Annotated in this window: 15 protein-coding genes; 11 read left to right on the top strand and 4 right to left on the bottom strand. The window is 69.3% G+C overall.

Features of this window, described 5'->3' with window-relative positions:
- Positions 1-9 precede the first annotated feature (9 nt).
- Entirely contained in the window at positions 10-771 is a 762-nt protein-coding gene (locus FFS72_RS03740) for a DUF6544 family protein (RefSeq protein WP_249353099.1), read from the top strand.
- On the opposite strand, the gene FFS72_RS03735 is transcribed toward FFS72_RS03740, so the two are convergent.
- On the bottom strand, positions 749-1,609 hold the full coding sequence (locus tag FFS72_RS03735; RefSeq protein ID WP_249353098.1) for a Fic family protein: 861 nt from the start codon (positions 1,607-1,609) through the stop codon (positions 749-751). The genes FFS72_RS03740 and FFS72_RS03735 overlap by 23 nt on opposite strands.
- Positions 1,606-3,021, bottom strand: a complete 1,416-nt coding sequence (locus FFS72_RS03730) for a putative nucleotidyltransferase substrate binding domain-containing protein (RefSeq protein WP_137872666.1) — start codon at positions 3,019-3,021, stop codon at positions 1,606-1,608. Before FFS72_RS03730 ends, FFS72_RS03735 begins: the two co-directional genes overlap by 4 nt.
- 192 nt (positions 3,022-3,213) lie before the next feature.
- On the opposite strand from FFS72_RS03730, the gene FFS72_RS03725 reads away from it, so the two are divergent.
- From FFS72_RS03725 to FFS72_RS03700, 6 genes are all read left to right on the top strand, one after another.
- Positions 3,214-4,734 carry an amino acid permease gene (locus FFS72_RS03725; protein WP_137872665.1) on the top strand — a complete coding sequence of 507 codons (1,521 nt, stop codon included), beginning with the start codon at positions 3,214-3,216 and terminating at the stop codon, positions 4,732-4,734.
- A 3-nt stretch (positions 4,735-4,737) separates the two neighbouring features.
- The gene (locus FFS72_RS03720; protein ID WP_137872664.1) at positions 4,738-5,601 is read left to right on the top strand and encodes an urea amidolyase associated protein UAAP1; all 864 of its coding nucleotides are present in this window, start codon (positions 4,738-4,740) and stop codon (positions 5,599-5,601) included.
- A complete protein-coding gene (locus FFS72_RS03715) occupies positions 5,601-6,263 on the top strand; it encodes an urea amidolyase associated protein UAAP2 (protein WP_137872663.1) in 663 nt (220 codons plus the stop codon). The genes FFS72_RS03720 and FFS72_RS03715 overlap by 1 nt, the downstream gene beginning before the upstream one ends.
- Complete coding sequence (locus FFS72_RS03710; protein WP_137872662.1) at positions 6,260-8,275, top strand: 5-oxoprolinase/urea amidolyase family protein; 2,016 nt, start codon at positions 6,260-6,262, stop codon at positions 8,273-8,275. The genes FFS72_RS03715 and FFS72_RS03710 overlap by 4 nt, the downstream gene beginning before the upstream one ends.
- Positions 8,276-8,378: 103 nt before the next feature.
- Entirely contained in the window at positions 8,379-9,839 is a 1,461-nt protein-coding gene (locus tag FFS72_RS03705) for an MFS transporter (protein WP_249353097.1), read from the top strand.
- Positions 9,836-10,402 carry a TetR/AcrR family transcriptional regulator gene (locus FFS72_RS03700; RefSeq protein ID WP_137872661.1) on the top strand — a complete coding sequence of 189 codons (567 nt, stop codon included), beginning with the start codon at positions 9,836-9,838 and terminating at the stop codon, positions 10,400-10,402. Before FFS72_RS03705 ends, FFS72_RS03700 begins: the two co-directional genes overlap by 4 nt.
- A 1-nt stretch (position 10,403) precedes the next feature.
- Here FFS72_RS03700 and FFS72_RS03695 read toward each other — a convergent pair whose 3' ends face one another.
- Positions 10,404-12,020, bottom strand: coding sequence for an FAD-dependent oxidoreductase (locus FFS72_RS03695; protein ID WP_137872660.1), 1,617 nt, complete (start codon positions 12,018-12,020; stop codon positions 10,404-10,406).
- Positions 12,021-12,110: 90 nt separating this feature from the next.
- On the opposite strand from FFS72_RS03695, the gene FFS72_RS03690 reads away from it, so the two are divergent.
- From FFS72_RS03690 to FFS72_RS03680, 3 genes are all read left to right on the top strand, one after another.
- On the top strand, positions 12,111-13,148 hold the full coding sequence (locus FFS72_RS03690) for an Rv2578c family radical SAM protein (protein WP_137872659.1): 1,038 nt from the start codon (positions 12,111-12,113) through the stop codon (positions 13,146-13,148).
- A gap of 70 nt (positions 13,149-13,218) precedes the next feature.
- Positions 13,219-14,451, top strand: coding sequence for an AI-2E family transporter (locus FFS72_RS03685; protein WP_137872658.1), 1,233 nt, complete (start codon positions 13,219-13,221; stop codon positions 14,449-14,451).
- 66 nt (positions 14,452-14,517) lie between these two features.
- On the top strand, positions 14,518-17,139 hold the full coding sequence (locus FFS72_RS03680; protein ID WP_137872657.1) for a multicopper oxidase domain-containing protein: 2,622 nt from the start codon (positions 14,518-14,520) through the stop codon (positions 17,137-17,139).
- Here the strand turns inward: FFS72_RS03680 and ypfJ are convergent, their stop codons facing one another.
- Positions 17,140-18,066, bottom strand: coding sequence for a KPN_02809 family neutral zinc metallopeptidase (ypfJ, locus tag FFS72_RS03675; protein WP_137872656.1), 927 nt, complete (start codon positions 18,064-18,066; stop codon positions 17,140-17,142).
- Positions 18,067-18,229: 163 nt separating this feature from the next.
- On the opposite strand from ypfJ, the gene aspS reads away from it, so the two are divergent.
- Positions 18,230-20,083, top strand: a complete 1,854-nt coding sequence (gene aspS, locus FFS72_RS03670; RefSeq protein WP_137872655.1) for an aspartate--tRNA ligase — start codon at positions 18,230-18,232, stop codon at positions 20,081-20,083.

Here is a 20,083-nt window from a genome sequence, read left to right as displayed (position 1 = left end):
GGAGGAGTGATGTCCGAGTTCCCGTCCCCGCCGAGGTCGGCCCGCATGGCCGCCAAGCAGTGGCGTGCGCTCGCGACGCCGAGCACCGATCGCACCTTCGACGCCGCAATGGCGGAAAGCCTGCCGGACCGGGCGCGGCGGTGGCTGATCCGGTCGATCGCGCCGGGCGCACCACTGGCCTCCGCGGTGTGCCTGACCATGAGCGGCGAGATCAAGCTCGGGGCGTGGCGTCGGTTCACCGCCACCCAGATTCTCAGACCCGGCGTCGGGTTCGTGTGGGCCGCGACCGCGCGGGTCGCCGGTGTCCCGGTGCTCGGTTTCGACCGCTACACCGGGGGCTCGGGTGAGATGCGCTGGCGCCTCGGTGGACTCGTGCCGGTGATGTCGGCGGCCGATGACGACGTCACGCGCAGCGCGGCAGGACGGCTCGCGATCGAATCGGTACTTCTCCCGACTGCCTGTGTCGGCATGCGCTGGTCCGAGGACGAGCAGGGCCTGCGTCTGCATTCGGTGATCGACGGTCACGAGAACACGGTCGACGTCACGATCGGTGAGGACGGACGACTTCGCGGGGCGCAACTGCAACGGTGGGGCACGCCGCCGGGTGGGGATTTCGGCCTGCACACCTTCGGTGTGAGCATCGACGAGGAACGGGACTTCGGGGGTGTCTCGATCGCCTCGGCGTTCCGCGCCGGGTGGTGGTGGGGCACCGACCGGCAGGACGAAGGGGAGTTCTTCCGGGCCCGCGTCAGCAGCGCGCTGTTCCGGTGACCGGGCGTCGCTCGACGAGTGCGCGGCCCAGAACGGGGATCATCGGTCGCGGACTCGGTGCGCCGTTGCGCCGGAACGGTGCCGAATCGCGTGACGCGGCGATCCATTCCCGGCGGTCGACGCCGGACAGGTCGAGACGAAATCCCGTCGCTCCGCACAGGTGGTGGAGCAGTAGCGTGCCGGTGCGCCCGTTGCCTTCCCGGAACGGATGCGCGTGGTTGTAGGTGACGTACACCGCCGCGAGCGCGTAGGCGAGGCGTCCGCGGTCGACGCGCGGCCAGTCGACGGTGGCAACGGCGATCTCCACCTCCCTCAGGTACCGGTCGATCGCCGCGACGGGTGCGAAACCGTCACCGTTCTTCGACAACTCCACGATCCGTGGCTGACCGGCCCACCCGAACACGTCCCCGAACACCCACCGGTGCAGACCGAGGATGTGATCGGCGTCGATGCGGCGGACCGGGGGTACCTCGTCCAGATGGGCCAGCACGAGCCGCGCCGCGGTCGCCGCGAATTCGACGTCCCGCAGCTGGTCGGCATCGCGGAGCCCGAAGTTGTTGCGCAGCACATCGGTCCCCGGGAGGAGATACGGGCGGGGGAGTGCCCACCAACGGCGTCGGGTCGTGGGCGGCAGCGACGCGGCGCGGTCGAGACGGTCCGCGACGAACTCCTCGCGGGTGCGCTCGCCGGTGGCGAGTGCGACCAGGTCCGCGACGTCGGTGCGTTCCGGGCGCCAGCCCTCGAGTCGTTCGGCGGCGACGGCCTGGTCGACGGCGTGCACGATCGCGGCGGGCAGCCCAGTGAAGAGATCTGGATGCCGGGCGGATTCGGTGCTCACGAGGGCGGACCGGCGTACGCGAGGGTGCGCTGCACTCCGGCGATCTCGCGGACGGCACCCGACAGCAGGCTGCGTTGCAGCGGGCTGAGCGTATCCGGATCGACGATGTCGTCTGGTTGCTCGCCCCGTTCCACCTGTTCGCCCTGATGACGCAGTCGAATCTGGGTGAGGACGTCGAACGTTTCGTTCAGGACCCGGCCGTCGTCCGCGGAGAGCAGTCCGCGTTCGACGGCGACACGGAGCCGGGTCGGAGTGGACGCCGCGGCGAGGCCCGCAGCGGTACCGGCCCAGCGGGCGATGTTCACGATCGGCGTCAGACCGTGGGACTTCACGTCGACCGGTTCGGTGCGCCTGCTGACGATCTTGCGTTTGATTCTCGCCTTCTCCTCCACCGCTTCCCGGAGCAGAAGCGCGAGCACCTCGGGCCGGGCGCGCAGCGCATCGGCGGTGTGCGCGGCAAGGTCCAGATCGCCGCTGCCGTGGACGACGCGGCTGTCGACGAGCATCCCCAGCATGACCAGTGCCTGGTCGGAGTAGGGGTCGGCGAGCCACCCGTCGACGGCGGAATGCCAGTCGGTGAGGGTTCGGGCGAACCGCGGGCGGGACGCCAGTGCGCCCTTGTCGTCGGACCGCAGTCCGCAGTCGGAGAGCAGGGCGTGTGCGCGGGCGGCCCGCGCGAGCGACTGGTCGACCGGGCCGGAGTCGGCGGTCAGGACCGTCGCGCTGTCGACGTCGGAGCTGAGCACCGCCTCGCGCCGGGCGACGCTGCCCAGACCGAGCCACGCGGCGCCGCAACCGTTTTCGGCGCCGACCAGTTCGACGGCCCGCGCCACGGTCGCTTCGACGACGACCGACAGGATCGCGCTGACGTCGAGCGCGGCGATCCTCGCCCGCGACAGGCCCGCCACGAGTGCGGGGATACGCGCGGTCGCGTCGGCCAGCGCGGCGGCGTCGTCGGCGCGGGCGATCTCGGCGCGCAACAGGAAGCCGCCGCGGGTGGCGTTGGCGAGCAGGTCGGTGTCCTCGACCACGCCGAGGAGCGTGCCCGTCTCGGAGAGGACTGGGAGCCGACGGACGCCGTGGGCGAGCATGTCGAGCAGTGCGTCCGCGCCCAGAGTGGATGCCGAGACCGTGTGCGCGGGCACGCTCATCACCTGGGCCACGGGAACCGCGGCGTCGCGCCCGGCGCCGACCACTCTCTGGCGGAGGTCGCCTTCGGTGAGGATGCCGAAGCGTCCCTCGCCGACATCGCTGTCGCCGAGGGGCACCAGCACGTACCGGGTTCGGCTCTCGGTCATGAGGCGAGCGGCGTCGGCGACCGGGCGGTCGGGGGCGCACGTCGGGGCAGGTCCGCGTAGTAGTTCGCCCACCGGTCGCATCGCCGCATCGCGGATCACGAGCGGTTCGTTCATGCGCCCATCCTGGCATTACAGTGGGCGCCACCCCGCGAGTGAGGGCGCAGAAACACGGCGGTAACGCCGGACATGCACCCGATACGCAACGGCTACACAGCGAAACGTGGGAGTCATCGCGAGAAAACCGGCGGCACGAAAACTGTCACTCGACAGAAATTCAGCCGACAGCCGCACCTCGCAGGAGAGCCCATGACGACCCTCGCCTCGAAGAACGGCGGCGACGACGGTGACCTCGCCGAGTTCGGGTACGAGCAGCAACTGCACCGTTCCCTCGGAAAGTTCGCATCCTTTGCCGCCGGCTTCTCGTTCGTCTCCATCCTCACCACGATCTTCCAGCTCTTCGGGTTGGGATTCGGCTTCGCAGGACCCGCCTTCTTCTGGACGTGGCCGGTCGTCTTCGTCGGTCAGTTCATGGTCGCGCTGTGTTTCGCGGAACTCGCGGCGCGCTACCCGATCTCGGGTGCGATCTACCAGTGGTCGAGGCGCATGGCGGGCGAGATCGTCGGATGGTTCGCCGGCTGGTTCATGATCCTCGCGCAGATCGTCACCGCGTCCGCTGCCGCCATCGCACTGCAGGTCGTTCTCCCGAACGTGTGGAGCGGGTTCCAGGTCATCGGCGACGATCCGTCCCTGACGTCGCAGTCCGGCGCGGCGAACGCCGTTCTGCTCGGCTCGGTTCTCCTCGTCGTCACCACGACCATCAACTGCGTCGGCGTCAACTGGATGTCGCGCATCAACAACATCGGGGTCACCTGCGAGATCATCGGCGTCATCGCCGTCATCGGCATGTTCTTCACCCACGCCGAGCGCGGCCCGCAGGCCGTGTTCGACACCGGGGAGGCAGGCGGACAGCCAGGCTACATCTGGGCCTGGATCGTGTCCGGCCTGATGGCCGCGTACGTGATGGTCGGATTCGGCTCCGCGGGCGAACTCGCCGAGGAGACCCGCAACCCACGCCGCGTCGCACCCCGCACCATCCGCCTGGCACTGTCCGTCTCCGCGCTTGGTGGTGGGCTGATGATCGTCGGCGCACTCATGGCGGCACCCAGTCTCACCGACGGGCGACTCGCCACCGAAGGTCTTCCGTACGTACTGAACTCGATCCTGTCGTCGCCGTGGGGCACGCTCTTGCTGGTCGACGTCGCGATCGCGGTGACCGTCTGCACCCTCGCGATCCAGACCGCCGCGTCGCGGCTGATGTTCTCGATGGCCCGCGACGGTCGGCTCCCGGCCTCCGCGGTGCTCTCGAAGGTCAACCCGCGCACCGGAACCCCGATCGCGCCGTCCGTCCTCATCGGCGTGCTCTGCATCGGCGTCCTCGCCGTCAACGTCGGCAATTCCGCGATCTTCGCCACCCTCTCGAGCGTGTGCATCATCCTCATCTACCTGGCCTACCTGCTCGTCACGACGCCGCTGCTGCTGCGCAGGCTCAGGGGCTGGCCGCACGGCGGCACCCAGGTCGACTCCGAGGGCAAGCCGCTGTTCACGCTCGGCCGCTGGGGACTTCCCGTCAACATCGCCGCCGTCACCTACGGCGTCGTCATGGTGATCAACCTGGCCTGGCCGCGCGCCGAGATCTTCAACCCGACCGGGGAGTACCCCGTCCTGCAGTGGGCCGGCCCGCTCACCATCGTCGCCGTCGTGCTCCTCGGAGCGCTCTGCTACCCGCGCGGCAAGGCCGTCCCGAACCCCGTCACGATTGGAGCCTGAGCCGTGTCCGTGAACACACCGACCACAAGCGCCGCGAGCACCGCGACCACGAGCGCCGCCCGCGACCACGCCCGATCCCAGGCCGGGGCGGTCACCGACTCGATGCCCGTCCTGCCCGCCTCCGCCTGGCCCACCCCGCCCGCAGGTGTCGACGCCGCCCGACTCACCTGGGCCGAGATGGTCCCCGGCGGCCGCTACACCAGCAAGGTCCTGGCACGGGGCACGCGGATCCGATTGCGCGACATCGACGGCCGGGCATGCGCCACCTTCCTGCTGTACCGCGCCGACGCCCCGCACGAGCGCCTCAACGTCGCCGACACCGTGAAGGTGCCGTGGCAGGCGTACCTCGGCGTCGGGCACCCGCTGCTCTCCGACCAGGGTCGCGTCCTCGCCACCGTCGTCGCCGACAGCTCCGGGCGTCACGACACGTTCTGCGGGACCACCACTCTCGCCGGCAACACCGCGAGATACGGGGACGGCACCGTGCACTCGGCATCGCCCGCCGGGCGGGAACTGTTGACGCTCGCCGCGGCCAAGCACGACCTGGCGCCGCGTGATCTCCCGCCCGCACTGTCGTTCTTCCACGGTGTCCGCGTGGAACCGGACGGCGCCCTGACGCCTACCGGCAACGCAGGACCAGACACCGCCGTCGAGCTGCTTCTGCACCTGCCGGTGATCGTGCTCGTCGCCAACACCGCGCACCCACTCGACGTGGCTCCTGCCTACGAGACCACCTCGCTCGAGGTGCTCGCCTGGCGGGCACCCGAGGATCTCGACGCACTCCCGAACGACGAACCCGAGTACCTCCGCGCGGTACTCAACACCGAAGACAGCTGGACTGCATCGCGGTTCGGGAAGGACGCCTGATGACCGCCACCCTCGCAGCCGAATCCCTCGCCCTCGTCCCCGGCACCGTCGTCCTCGACGAGATCGCGGGAGCCCGAGGTCCCTGGTCCGCCGTCGTCCGCGCCGGGGACGTTCTCACCATCGTCGACCTGCACGGCAACCAGGCCGTTGACACGCTGATCTACGCGGCCGACGACCACGCCGTCCGCTACGACGCCGCCGCGACCGTCACCGCTCAGCGGAGCCTGTTCCTCACGACCGGTTCGATACTCCGCGCCTGCGACGGCAGCGCCCTGATGACGATCGTCGGCGACGAGGTCGGCAACCACGACACCGTCGGCGGAGCGTGCTCCCAGGAGTCGAACACCCTGCGCTACGGCCACCACACCAAGCACCAGCACGCCTGCGTCGAGAACTTCCTCGTCGAGGGCGCGAAGTGGGGGCTCGGCAAGCGGGACATGGTCTCCAACATCAACTTCTTCATGAACGTCCCCGTCGACGAGGACGGCACCCTCGGCATCGTGGACGGACTGTCCGCGCCGGGTAAGCGCCTCGCCCTGCGCGCCGAGGTCGATTCGCTGGTGCTGGTCTCGAACTGCCCGCAGATCAACAACCCCTGCAACGGCTTCGACCCGACCGAGGTCCGGATGATCGTCACCCGCCCCACCGAGGAGACGCGATGAGCACGGTGAATCACGGTGGCGCCGCCACCGTCGAGGTGGTGCGGCCCGGCATGCTCGCCACCGTCCAGGACTGGCCCGGGCGCGTCGGGTACTGGCAGATCGGCGTACCGCCGTCGGGGCCCATGGACGACCTGTCGTTCCGGCTCGGCAACGTCGCCGTCGGGAACGGAGAAGGCGCAGCGGGTCTCGAGTTCGCGATGTCGGGGCCGGCACTGAGGTTCTCCGCGGACACCGTCGTGTGCGTCGCGGGAGCGCCGGTACCGGTGCGGGTCGACGGCCGGGTCGTGCCGATGTGGCAGCCCGTCACGGTGCCGGCCGGGGGAGTGCTCGACATCGGTGCCGTGACCGGTCCCGGCCTCCGGGTCTACCTGCTGATCCGGGGCGGCATCGAGGTCGACGACTACATGGGCAGCGGCGCCACCTTCACTCTCGGCAGGTTCGGAGGGCACGAGGGCCGTGCCCTCCAGGTCGGTGACACCCTCTCGATCGGCGTCACCGCCGAGAATCACGCTGCGGCGCAACCGGTCCCCGGTGAGCACGTCCCCGTCATCTCCTCGCGATGGGAGATCGCCGTCACGGAGGGTCCGCACGGCGCGCCGGAGTTCTTCACCCGAGGCGACATCGGCACCCTCTACGGCACCGACTACGAGGTGCACTTCAACTCCGACCGCACCGGCGTCCGGCTGATCGGTCCGCAACCCGACTGGGCGCGCCCGGACGGAGGCGAGGCCGGCCTGCACCCGTCGAACATCCACGACAACGCGTACTCCGTCGGTGCGCTCGACTTCACCGGCGACACCCCCATCCTGCTCGGTCCCGACGGCCCGAGCCTCGGCGGATTCGTCTGTCCCGTCACGGTCGTCTCGTCGGAGCGGTGGAAGCTCGGTCAGCTCAGCCCCGGCGACCGGGTGCGTTTCGTCCCGGTCAAGGCGGCGCACGCGGCGTCCCTTCGCGACCTCGGGGTGGGTCGGCGCGCGGCACTCCCGTCCGTGTTCTCGACGTCCGGCGACGGGGACGACGGCGTGATCGCGCGCCGCGACGGCTCGACCGCCGTCACGTACCGGCGTTCCGGCGACGACAACGTGCTCGTCGAGTACGGCGACCTGACGCTCGACCTGGCGTTGCGGGCGCGGGTTCATGCGCTGCACCAGCGCCTCGAGGCGGACAAGCCTGCGGGACTGCTCGACCTGACTCCCGGCATCCGCTCGCTGCAGGTCCGTGTCGACCCCGACGTCCTGTCCGTGCCGAAGCTCCTGGGTCTCCTCGGCGAGGTGGAGGACGAGATTCCGGAGTCGTCGCAGTTGGTGGTGCCGAGCAGGCACGTCCGGATGCCGCTGTCGTGGGACGACCCGGCGACGAGGGAGGCGATCAAGCGGTACATGCACGGTGTGCGCTCCGATGCGCCATGGTGCCCCTGGAACATCGAGTTCATTCGACGGATGAACGGATTGGACACGGTCGCAGACGTTTTCGACACCGTCTTCGACGCCGAGTACCTGGTGCTCGGGCTCGGTGACGTGTATCTCGGTGCACCCGTGGCGACCCCGCTCGATCCGCGGCACCGCCTCGTCACCACGAAGTACAACCCGGCTCGCACCTGGACCCCGGAGAACGCCGTCGGTATCGGTGGCGCGTACCTGTGCATCTACGGCATGGAAGGCCCGGGCGGCTACCAGTTCGTCGGACGCACGACGCAGGTGTGGAACCACCGCTACCCGCAGAACACGGCGGCGTTCGAGGACGGAACGCCCTGGCTGCTGCGGTTCTTCGACCGGATCTCCTGGTACCCCGTCGAGCCTGAGGAGTTGCTCGACCTGCGTGCGGAGACGGCTGCGGGAGGTGCGGGCGGTGTGCAGATCACCGACGGCAGCTTCTCCCTCGCGGACCACGAGTCGTTCCTTGCCGCGAATGCCGAGTCGATCGCCGCCTTCCGGGCGACGCAGGCGGAGGCGTTCGCCGCCGAGCGGTCGGCGTGGGCGGCGGCAGGGGAGTTCTCGAAGCAGGCGGCCTGACCGGGGAGCATGAGCGCGGGCCTTGCGCGCCGGGGGTGAACGGGTGTACACCCCTAGTGGGTGAACGGACGTTCACCCCCTGGCGCACCTCTGGAGTCGACCCGTGATCGCATCGCCCCCTGCCGAACCGACGCGTGTGTCGAGTGGCGTCCTCACCGCCGTCCTGTGCCTGTCGGGAACCGTGGTGGCGCTGCAGCAGACGCTCGTCACGCCCCTCGTGACGCACCTGCCGGAGCTCCTGGACATCGACTACGCCGACGCGACGTGGCTGGTCACCGTCACGCTGCTCGTCTCGGCGGTGGCGATGCCGATCGTCTCCCGACTCGCCGACATGTACGGCAAGAAGCGGATGATGCTGATCGCGATGTCGACGATGATCGTCGGCTCGGTCGTCGCCGCGGTCGGAGGCTCGTTCGTGCCGGTCCTGATCGGCCGCGCGCTCCAGGGGCTCGCCCCGTCGATGATCCCGGTGGCGATCGCCGTCCTCCGGGACGAACTGCCGCGCGAGAAGGTCGCGGGCGCCACCGCACTCATGAGCGCCACCCTCGGCATCGGTTCGGCGCTCGGTCTGCCGCTGTCCGGTCTCGTGTACCAATACCTCGGCTGGGAGTCGATCTTCTGGCTCTCCGCGACCGCCGGGCTCGCGCTCCTCGTCGCGCTGTGGCGCGTCGTTCCGGAATCTCCGATCCGGACGCCCGGCCGGTTCGACTACCTCGGCGCGGTCCTCCTCTCCGCCGCGTTGAGTTCGATGCTCCTGGCCGTGTCGAAGGGCGGAACGTGGGGCTGGACGTCCCAGTTCACCCTGATCGCCGCGGCGACCTCGGTGGTGTCCTTCGCGGTCTGGTTCCCGCTCCAGCTGCGCCTTCGCGCGCCGATGGTGGACCTCCGCGTCTCGGCGCGGCGGCCCGTCCTGCTGACCAACGTCGTCGGGCTGCTCGTCGGATTCGCGATGTACGCGAACATGTTCGCCACCACGCAGCAACTCGTCATCACCGACGAGACCGGGTACGGGCACGGGCTCTCCGTGCTGGTCGCGGGGCTCTGCATGATGCCGGCGAGCCTCATGATGATCGCGTTCGCGCCGGTCTCCGCGCGGATGATCGCGCGGGTCGGGGCTCGGCTCACCCTGATCGTCGGCGGCTCGGTCCTCGCGGTCGCGTACGTCGTCCGGATCTTCCTCACCGGATCGGTGCCGCTGATCGTCCTCGGTGCCATGCTCGTCACCATCGGCACGGCCATCGCCTACGCCACGATGCCGCTACTGATCATGGGCTCGGTTCCGATCACCCAGACCGCGTCGGCGAACGGGCTCAACACCCTGCTCAGGGCCGTGGGAACGTCGGTGTCGGGCGCGGTCATCGCGGCACTCCTCACCACCGTCACCATCGACGTCGCGGGTCGGGACTTGCCCTCACTCGCGGCATTCCAGATCATCTTCGGTATGTCTGCCGCCGCAGCGTTCGTCGCCGTCGGGGTCGCCGTGTTCATTCCGCGACGCACGGCGCCCGTGTCCGATCCCGTCCCGGTCCGCGCAGACGAGGGGGAATCGGTGAGTGTCGGATGACCACACCGTCGACACGCGATGCGATCGTCGCGGTCGCGCGAGAGATGTTCGCGCGCCGCGGCTACACCGCCACGACGATCAAGGACATAGCCGCCGCAGCCGGGTGCTCGCCCGCGCTGGTGATGAAGCTGACGGGAAGCAAGGCCGAACTCTTCGCCGCCGCGGACCCGTCCGCGGTGGTGCTCGAGGAACCGCGCGTCGCCCCACCGGCCGGGGGTCGGTCAGACGCTCTGGAATCCGTCGGATGCCAGCTCGTGCGGCGAGTGGTCGACCGGCGCGACAACGGCGAACCGGACGCACTGTCGATGGCGCCCACCCTGATCCACGAGTCCGACGACCCCGACACTGTCCGGGACGGCATCCGCACCCGCTACGTCGCCGCCGTCGCCGAGCGCATCGGTGACACCGGTGCAGACCACGTGCGATCGCAACTGGTGCTGACTGTCCTGCTGGGTCTTGCGGGCGCCATGCGCCACGTGGGCCTGCTCGCGCCCGACGTCGTGGAGCGGGAAGAACTCATCCGCCGCTACGGCGCGCTGGTCCAAGCAGTGATCGACGGCTGATTCACCCGAGGATGCGTGCCAGGTGTGTCGTGATCGCATCGAGGGACACGGCATCGGCGTGCAAGCCGACGTACCCGTCGGGCCGGATCACGTGCCCACCTCGGGGCCCGGACGGGTAGGCGGCCGCGAATTCACCCGCACCGTCCCGCACGACGATTCCCGAGGCGTCCACGCCCGCGTCGGACGTGATCACGTAGGCGCGGACGAGATGCCCGTACCTCTCCCTCAGGTCGGCTGCGAGCGCACGCTGCGCCGTCACGCCGTCCGTATCCGCGGCGTACAGCAGCGCGGTGTGGTTCGGGTGGCGCAGCAGGTCGTGCACCCGTAGCGGCACCGACGAACAGTCCTGGACGAGGCCGCGGGCATCGGGCGCCCGCTCGCCGTCACCGTCGCAGATCGGACTGTCCGGGTACGCGACCAGCAACTGTGCCTCCCGCAGCAGGGCCACCGTCAGGTCGGATTCGCCCGCACCGATGCCGTGGCGGGCATTGCGGACCGTCCGGCCCACGACCTCCTCGCCGACCGGATGCCGTTCCAGGTGATAGGTGTCGAGCAGGTCCGGGTCGGCGCGGCCCGCGACGGCGAGCGCGAGCTTCCACGCCAGGTTCGTCGAGTCCTGGATCCCGGTGTTCATTCCCTGCGCACCCGTCGGCGGATGGATGTGCGCGGCGTCGCCCGCGAGGAACACCCGGCCCGACGAATACCGCTGTGCGAGGCGGTGACTGATCCGGAAGACGGACGACCACCGCATGTTCGAGGCCGTCGTGGGTTCGGGTGCGAGACGGTCCAGCACGGCCTGGATGTGGTGTAGTTCCGGTGCGTGGCCGCTCTCGGGGCCGTGCGCCACCTCGCCCTCCTTCGGAGCCGTGGCGAGGTCGTCCGGGACGAGCATCGAGATCCGGTACCGCGGGTTGCCGGACCCGCTGTCCGGCGGCAGCGGGATCGCGACCAGCAGGTCGTCGACGACGCCGTCGGTGTGGTGCATCGCCCGGATCCCGTACCCCGCGGGCTGGTTCCAGTCCACCTCGACGTCGGCGAGCATGTACTCCTCGGGGAACGCGTCGCCCTCGAACGGCGAACCGATTCCCTTCCGGACCAGGGAGTGTGCGCCGTCGCAGCCGACGAGGTAGCGGGACGAGACGGTCGACCCACCGCCCGTACCGTGCAGTGTCGAGGTGACGGTGTCGTCGCGTTCGGTGAATCCGGTGAACTCGACCCCGCGCGTGACGCGGCCACCGAGCGCGGTGAATGCCTCGTCGAGGATGCGCTCGGTCTCGTACTGTGGCATCGCGATCGCGCGGTACGGGACCGCGTCGGGTAGCGCGAGGTCGAGCGTCTGTGGCGGGCCTCCGTCGACATGCACCATCTGGCCGCGCATCGTGATCGACGCGTCCACGGCCGCGCGGACGATTCCCATCGCATCGAAGACCTCGAGTGTGCGGGGCGAGACACCGATCGCCTTCGCGTACGGCGCGCGCTCCCTGCGCCTGTCCACGACCACGACGTCGATGCCACGGCGAAGCAACTGCACCGCGAGGGTAAGTCCGACCGGCCCCGCTCCCACGATCAGAACGTCGGTGGACGAGTGGGGGACTTTCGGATCCACAGCCGAGGTCATGTCGTCAATTCTGCGACTCCTCGCCCGAATGTGCTGGGCTTGTGGTCGAGTGCGCTTGACTTGACCTAGAACAAGTGTTCGACTATCGCCATGCGTTGGCAGGGTCAGACACTCGATGCCGTGCAGTCGGACCTCGACGACGGTGCCCTCCCAGGGCTCGCGCGGGCCGGGCTGGTCCGAAGCGTACAGACACCCGAGTTCGAGGGCATCACCTTCCACGAGGTGCTGTGCAAGTCGGCGCTCAACAAGCTGCCCGCGGAGTCGACGCTGCCGTTCCGATTCACCGTCAATACCTTTCGCGGCTGCACGCATGCCTGCCGCTACTGCTTCGCCCGGCCGACGCACGAGTACCTCGACCTCGACGCGGGCACCGACTTCGACACGCAGGTCGTAGTGAAGACGAACGTCGCGGCGGTGCTGCGCCGCGAACTGGCCAAGCGCTCCTGGAAGCGCGATCCGGTGGCGCTCGGCACGAACACCGACCCCTATCAGCGGGCCGAGGGGCGGTACCGGCTGATGCCGGGAATCGTCACCGCGCTGGCCGAGTCGGGGACGCCGTTCTCGATCCTCACCAAGGGCACGCTGCTGCGCCGCGACCTGCCGCTGCTCACCCTCGCCTCCCGGCAGGTGCCGGTGTCGCTGTCGGTGTCCCTCGCGATCGGCGATCCCGAGTTGCAGCAGGCGATCGAGCCCGGAACCCCGACGCCGCGTGCCCGGCTCGACCTGATCCGAGCGATCACCGATGCGGGATTCGACTGTCACGTCATGGTGGCGCCGGTCATCCCGTACCTCACCGACTCGAACGCGCATCTCGACGCACTGCTGTCGGCGATCTCCGAGGCGGGGGCCACCGGAGTGACGGTGTTTCCCATGCATCTGCGCGGCAGTACCCGCGGCTGGTTCCTGAACTGGCTCGCCGAACATCATCCGGCCCTGATTCGCCGATACCGGCAGCTGTACGGGCGTGGCTCACACGTGACACCGGAGTACAAGACGTGGCTGCGTCGGCGCGTGTCGCCCCTGGTCGACAAGTACGGGCTCGCCGGTGACGCCGTCCGGCAGGAGCCGGTCGCACCGACTCGGGAACTCGTCGGCGCAGGCGCGGCGCCCGCGTTGACGCTGTTCTGATCCCGCTGCGCGAGTAGATTCCGCACCGGGGCGCGAACCGACTGGGCGGCACGACCGGCGTGGAGGTGCGATGAACGAAGACGACCCGGCGGAGTCACCGGCGCCGACCCCCAAGCGCGTGAACCGAGTCACCCCGGATGCCTCGGGTGCGCGTACATCCGCGGCCGCGAGATCGTCGGTCCGTCGCCTCGGACCCGAGACCGCCAGCCGGACAACGAACCTGCGATGGCTGCGGCTGGTCACCGTGTACATCGTGCTCGCGATCGCCGCGTACCAGATGTCGGGGTGGCTCTTCCACAATCTGCGCGGCTTCCTCGGCCTGCTGTTCCTGGCCTGGCTGGCCAGCGTCACGATCGAACCGGTGGTCGACTGGTTCGAACGGAAGGGCCTGCGTCGCGGCGCGGGCACGGGCATCGTCATGGTGTCGTTGTCGCTGTTCTCGATCGGGTTCATTGCCCTCTTCGGCACCCTGCTGGCCGAGCAGTTGGCGCAGTTGCTCACCGCGCTGCCCGACGCGCTGTCCCAGGTGACCGAGTGGGCGAACCGCACCTTCGGCACGGAATTCGCCACCGGCAAGGACCTGATCAAGATCACTCCCGAGACCGTCAAGGACCTCGCGCAGCGCTACACACCCAGTGTCCTGGGAGTGGTCTCGTCCATCGTCGGGGTCGTGTTCCAGGCCCTGACGATGCTGCTCTTCGTGTTCTACATGTCGGCGCAGGGACCGCAGTTCCGGCGGACGATCTCGAGTTGGTTCCCGGCTCGGCAGCAGGAGGTCATCGCGACGGTCTGGAGCATCTCGGTCGAGAAGGCGGGCGGCTACGTGGTGTCCAGGCTGATCCTGGCCGCCGTGAGCGCCGTCGGTACGGGAATCTTCCTGATGCTGATCGGGGTCCCGTACTGGCTGCCGCTGGCGATCTGGACCGGGGTCGTCTCGCAGTTCATTCCGACGCTCGGCACCTACCTGGCGATCGCCCTGCCCGCGATCATCGCCGCGGCGCAGCAGCCGATGGACGGCGTGTGGGTGATCGCCTTCGGCACCGCGTACCAACAGCTCGAGAACTACGTGCTCCATCCGCGCATCACGTCGCGGACCGTCTCGATCCATCCGGCGGTGGCATTCGGATCCGTGATCGTGGGTGCGTCACTGTTCGGCGCGATCGGGGCGTTGGTGTCGGTTCCCGTCGTCGCCGTCATCCAGGCGATCGTCGAAACCTACGGTCGTCGTTACGAACTCGTCGCCGAACAGGAGACGTCCGAGGAGGCGTCCGAGTCGCCGCCGGAGGTGCCGTCCGAGGAGTAGTCGCAGCGCCCGTGGTGTCTACGACAATTCGTAGTATTCGGTGGCGCTCCCGTTTACGCTCAACCCATGAGCACGACGGCGGAGCGGCCGGCGAAGCGGCCACGGAGTTGGCATCAGCGTGCGGGGATGCCCGTCCGGATCTGGCTGGTGGTGTTGATCCTCGCGGGCCTCGCCCACCCGTTCCTGCCGGAGTCGCGGTGGCTGCTGATTCACCTGTTCACCCTGGGCGCCGTGACGAATTCGATCATCGTGTGGTCGTACACGTTCACGGAGAGATTCCTCGGCTACCACCTGCCGGATACCGAACGCGGACCCCAACTGGTCCGGATCTACCTGCTCAACGCCGGCATCGTCCTCACGATCGCCGGGGTCCTCGGAGCGTGGTTCCCGGTCGTCCTCGTCGGTGCGGTCGTCGTCGCCTCGATGGTTGCCTGGCACGCGATCGCGCTGCTGCTCCTGCTGCGCCGCGCCCAGCGGTGGCGTGCCGCCGACGGGCAGCAACCGGCCGAACAGGCGCAGAGCGTCTGGTTCCTGATCGCGTCGTCGGCGCTGCTGCCGATCGGCGCGGCGTTCGGAGCGACACTCGCGTACGGCCTCACCGACACCGCGCACGCCGGCTTCCTGCTCGCGCATCAGGCGATGAACCTGCTCGGCTTCCTCGGCCTCGCCGCTGCGGGCGTGCTCACCGTCATGTACTCCCGGCTGATCGGCATGGAGAACACCAGCGCGCGTCGACGCCCGGTCGCGCTCGCGGTGCTGCTCGTGGGTATCGCCGTGCTCACCGGGGGTGCGCTCGCGGACCTGCACCTCGTTGCCGCACTCGGTGTCGCCGTCTACCTCGTCGGTTGGCTCGTGGTGGCACTGCCCATGCTTCGCGGGGCGGTGTCCCATCCGCCGCAGGGCTACGCCGCGTCGTCGATCACCGCCGCACTGCTGTGGTTGCTCGGCAGCCTCGCTGCGCTGACCGTCGTCCTCGCGACCGGGCCGATGACGCCGGACCGCGCCACTCTCATGACCATCCCGTTCCTCGCGGGATTCGCCGCCCAACTGCTCTTCGGCGTCATGAGCCAGATACTTCCCGGAACGATGGGCGGCCCATCCGCCGCCGCGGCCTTCGACGCGATGAACCGTTGGTGGGTGTTCCGTCTCGTCGTCATCAACCTCGGGCTGCTGATGTGGCTGCTGCCCCTGCCGAGTTGGACCAAGGTCGGAGTGTCGGCGGCGGTGATGCTCGCGTTCGCCGCATTCCTTCCGATCATGATCAGCAGCGCCCGGATTTCCGTCGCGGGACGGCGTGCGGTCGCGGCGGGGCAGACGCCGCCCACGTTCACGCCCGCGACGCAGCAGCGCGGCACGCAGGCCGTTGCCGCGCTCGCCTGCCTTGCGCTGGTCGCGGCGGTCACCTCCGGCCTCGGTGGCGGCGGTTCCGTCGGCTCCGACGCGTCGGCCGGGGTGACACCCACCGGGCAGACCACCACCGTCAGCGTCGAGGCGAAGGACATGCGCTTCACTCCCGGAACGATCACCGTGCCCACGGGCGACCGACTCGTCATCGACGTCACCAACACCGACGATCAGGTCCACGACCTCGTCCTGGCCTCCGGGCAGAGCTCCGGGCGCCTCGCTCCTGGTGCGGGCGCGACCCTCGACGTGGGCGTGATCGGCGAACCAGTCGAGGGCTGGTGCTCGATCGTCGGGCACCGTCAGCAGGGGATGGTGCTGCACATCGTCGTCGACGGTGAGACGGACAACGGTGACACGGGCGGAGACACCGGTGGAGGTGGTCACTCCGCGCACGCCGGGTCCGGTCCCGCACCACTGGCCGTCGACCTCTCGCGGAAACCCGACGCCGGTTTCGTCGCACGGGACCCTCGATTGCCGCCCGCGCCAAGCGAATCGGTGCATCGCTACACCTTCGAGGTCACCGAGGTGCCCGGCGAGTACGCCGTCGGGGCCCCGCAGACGATGTGGACCTACAACGGGTCCCCGATGGGTCCGACGCTGCGCGGGAAACTCGGCGACACCTTCGAGATCACCCTCGTCAACAACGGCAGCATGGGGCACTCCATCGACTTCCACGCGGGCGTGATCTCACCCGACGAACCCATGCGCACCATCAACCCCGGCGACTCGCTGATCTACCGGTTCACCGCCGTCCGCAGCGGAATCTGGTTGTACCACTGCGCCACCACGCCGATGGCCGTGCACATCGCCGCAGGCATGTTCGGTGCGGTCGTGATCGACCCGCCGTCGCTCACGCCCGTCGACGCCGAGTACCTGATGGTGCAGTCCGAGGCCTACCTCGGTGACGGCGCGGTGGACGCGGACAAGGTCGCCGCCGCGACCCCGGACCTGGTGCTCTTCAACGGGTTCGCCGACCAGTACCTCCACAAGCCGCTCCGGGCCCGCGTCGGCGATCGGATCAGGATCTGGGTGCTCGTCGCAGGGCCCAACGAGGACCTGTCCTTCCACGTCGTCGGCAGTCAGTTCGACGCCGTCTACAAGGAGGGCGCCCACCTGCTACGTCCCGACAATGCGGACCGCGGGGGAGCGCAGGCTCTCGACCTGGCGGTCGCGCAGGGCGGATTCGTGGAGATGCAGTTCGTCGAACCCGGCACCTACACGTTCCTCAACCACCGGATGGCGGCCGCGGATCGCGGTGCCCGTGGCCTGATCGTCGTGGAGTAGTCAGCGGGTCAGCCCGGACGGGTTGTCGAGGTCGCGGGCTCGGTAGGTGTCACAGGCCGACACCTGCCCGGTCTGGTACCCGGTCAGGAACCACTTCTGCCGCTGCTCCGCCGAACCGTGCGTCCACCCTTCGGGATTGACGCGGCCGGTCGCGGCCTTCTGGATGCGATCGTCGCCGACCGACGCCGCCGCCGACAACGCGTCCTCGACGTCGGACGTCGACAGCGGCTTCAGGAACGGAGCACCGCCGTCGGGCCCCGCCTGGTTGTCGGCGTAGTGCGCCCAGACGCCTGCGTAGCAGTCCGCCTGCAACTCGGTGCGGACCGCGCCCGACTCGGGGCCCCGCGGATCGGCCTGCGCGCGGCCGAGGTCGCCGAGCTGGTTCTGGATGTGGTGACCGACCTCGTGCGCCACGACGTACTCCTGCGCCAGCGGACCCGCCGACGATCCGAACCGGTCGACGAGCAACTGGAAGAAGCTGGTGTCGAAGTAGGCGGTCGAATCCGCCGGGCAGTAGAACGGCCCGACCTCGCTGGTGGCGTTGCCGCAGCCCGTCGCGACCGCCCCGGAGAACAGGACGACCTCCGGCTGGACGTACGGCGTGCCCGTCTGGTCGGCCAGTTCGGCGCCCCACACGGAGTCGAGGCTGGCCACGGTGCCGACCACTCGGCAGTCGACGTCACGGTTGGCGTCTGCGCCCGTCTCGCAGTTCTCGAGGCCGCCGATCGGGCCGCTGCCGATCGTGCCGTCGTCGGTCCCGGAGGTGGCTCCGAGCAGCGATCCAGGGTCCCCGCCCAGGAGCAGCGCCAGGATCACCACGACCAGTCCGCCCAGGCCGCCGCCGATCGCGACCTTGCCGCCGCGGCCACCGCCGCCACCGACCTTGACCCGGTTCGGGTCGATTCGCGCGCCCTCGTTGAAGGTCATCGGCACCTCTCGTCAGTTGGCCGGCTCCGTCCCGTCACAGCTTGGCACGCGGACCTGCATTGCCGATGGTTCCGGTGCGATGTGTCATCGAATCCGCGCCTCCGTAGGATCACAGGACAACAAGTCCCAGATCCTGTGTGACTGGAAGTGTGAAAGGAACCCCGTGCTGCGCACCCATCTCGCCGGCTCGTTGCGACCCGAGCAGGCCGCCCAGACCGTCACCCTCACCGGCTGGGTTGCGCGGCGACGCGACCACGGCGGCGTCATCTTCATCGACCTGCGCGACGCCTCGGGCGTGGCGCAGGTGGTCTTCCGCAGCGACGACGTTCTCGAGCAGGCGCACCGACTGCGCGCCGAGTACTGCGTCAAGGTGACCGGTGTCGTCGAGGTCCGCCCCGAGGGCAACCAGAACTACGAGATCCCCACCGGTGCCATCGAGGTGAACGCCACCGTGCTCGAGGTGCTCAACGAGAGCGCCCCGCTGCCGTTCCAGCTCGACGACAACGCCGGTGAGGAAGCGCGCCTCAAGTACCGCTACCTCGACCTGCGACGTGAGGGTCCCGGCCATGCGATCCGGCTGCGGTCGAAGGTCAACGCCGCGGCCCGCGAGGTGCTGGCGCACCACGAGTTCGTCGAGGTCGAGACCCCGACCCTGACCCGCTCCACCCCCGAGGGTGCCCGCGACTTCCTCGTCCCCGCCCGCCTGCAGCCCGGCAGCTTCTACGCGCTGCCGCAGTCGCCGCAGCTGTTCAAGCAGCTGCTCATGGTCGGCGGCATCGAGCGGTACTACCAGATCGCGCGCTGCTACCGCGACGAGGACTTCCGCGCCGACCGGCAGCCCGAGTTCACGCAGCTCGACATCGAGATGAGCTTCGTCAACCAGGACGACGTCATCCTGCTGGCCGAGGAGATCCTCACCAACGTCTGGAAGCTGATCGGGCACGAGATCACCACCCCGATCGCCCGGATGACCTACGCGGATGCGATGCGCCGCTACGGCTCCGACAAGCCTGACCTGCGGTTCGGTATCGAACTGGTCGAGTGCATGGAGTTCTTCAAGGACACCACCTTCCGGGTGTTCCAGGCCGAGTACGTCGGCGCCGTCGTCATGCCAGGCGGTGCGAGTCAGCCGCGGCGTGAGCTCGACCGCTGGCAGGAATGGGCCAAGCAGCGCGGCGCCAAGGGTCTCGCGTACGTGCTCATCGCCGAGGACGGCGAGTTGACCGGTCCGGTGGCCAAGAACCTCACCGACACCGAGCGCGCCGGCCTCGCCGCGCACGTCGGTGCCAAGCCCGGCGACTGCATCTTCTTCGCCGCCGGACCGACCAAGCAGATGCGTGGACTGCTCGGCGCGGCACGCGGCGAGATCGCCCGCAAGCAGGACCTGATCGACCCCAACGAGTGGGCGTTCGTGTGGGTCGTCGACGCGCCGATGTTCGAGCCGACCTCCGATGCCGTCGCGGGCGGCGACGTCGCGCTCGGCTACAGCGCCTGGACCGCGGTGCACCACGCCTTCACCTCCCCGAAGCCGGAGTCGATGGACACCTTCGACACCGATCCGAGCTCGGCACTGGCGTACGCCTACGACATCGTCTGCAACGGCAACGAGATCGGCGGCGGCTCGATCCGTATCCACCGCAAGGACATTCAGGAACGCGTCTTCCAGGTCATGGGGATCTCCCACGAGGAGGCGCAGGAGAAGTTCGGCTTCCTCCTCGACGCCTTCGCGTTCGGCGCGCCGCCGCACGGCGGCATCGCCTTCGGCTGGGACCGCATCACCGCACTGCTCGCGGGAATGGACTCGATCCGCGAGGTCATCGCGTTCCCGAAGTCCGGTGGCGGCGTCGACCCGCTCACCGAGGCGCCCGCCCCGATCACCGCGCTCCAGCGCAAGGAGTCGGGCATCGATGCCAAGCCCGAGCCGAAGGCCGAGAAGGATGCCAAGCCCGAGCCGAAGGCCGAGAAGGATGCCAAGGCCGAGTCGAAGAAGTCCGACGAGGGCGACAGCGACAGCTGA

It is taken from the genome of Rhodococcus sp. Q (assembly GCF_005503035.1).
Lineage (GTDB): Bacteria > Actinomycetota > Actinomycetes > Mycobacteriales > Mycobacteriaceae > Rhodococcus_G.
The sequence above is the reverse complement of the archived record's forward strand: the minus strand, read 5'-3'. Positions and strand labels throughout refer to the sequence as shown.

Bases quoted from the DNA above. Each gene is read 5' to 3' on its own strand.
- FFS72_RS03740 (WP_249353099.1), top strand. From the start codon at position 10: ATGTCCGAGTTCCCGTCCCCGCCGAGGTCGGCCCGCATGGCCGCCAAG.
- FFS72_RS03730 (WP_137872666.1), bottom strand. From the start codon at position 3,021: ATGAACGAACCGCTCGTGATCCGCGATGCGGCGATGCGACCGGTGGGC.
- FFS72_RS03725 (WP_137872665.1), top strand. From the start codon at position 3,214: ATGACGACCCTCGCCTCGAAGAACGGCGGCGACGACGGTGACCTCGCC.
- FFS72_RS03715 (WP_137872663.1), top strand. From the start codon at position 5,601: ATGACCGCCACCCTCGCAGCCGAATCCCTCGCCCTCGTCCCCGGCACC.
- FFS72_RS03710 (WP_137872662.1), top strand. From the start codon at position 6,260: ATGAGCACGGTGAATCACGGTGGCGCCGCCACCGTCGAGGTGGTGCGG.
- FFS72_RS03700 (WP_137872661.1), top strand. From the start codon at position 9,836: ATGACCACACCGTCGACACGCGATGCGATCGTCGCGGTCGCGCGAGAG.
- FFS72_RS03695 (WP_137872660.1), bottom strand. From the start codon at position 12,020: ATGACCTCGGCTGTGGATCCGAAAGTCCCCCACTCGTCCACCGACGTT.
- FFS72_RS03690 (WP_137872659.1), top strand. From the start codon at position 12,111: ATGCGTTGGCAGGGTCAGACACTCGATGCCGTGCAGTCGGACCTCGAC.
- FFS72_RS03685 (WP_137872658.1), top strand. From the start codon at position 13,219: ATGAACGAAGACGACCCGGCGGAGTCACCGGCGCCGACCCCCAAGCGC.
- FFS72_RS03680 (WP_137872657.1), top strand. From the start codon at position 14,518: ATGAGCACGACGGCGGAGCGGCCGGCGAAGCGGCCACGGAGTTGGCAT.
- ypfJ (WP_137872656.1), bottom strand. From the start codon at position 18,066: ATGACCTTCAACGAGGGCGCGCGAATCGACCCGAACCGGGTCAAGGTC.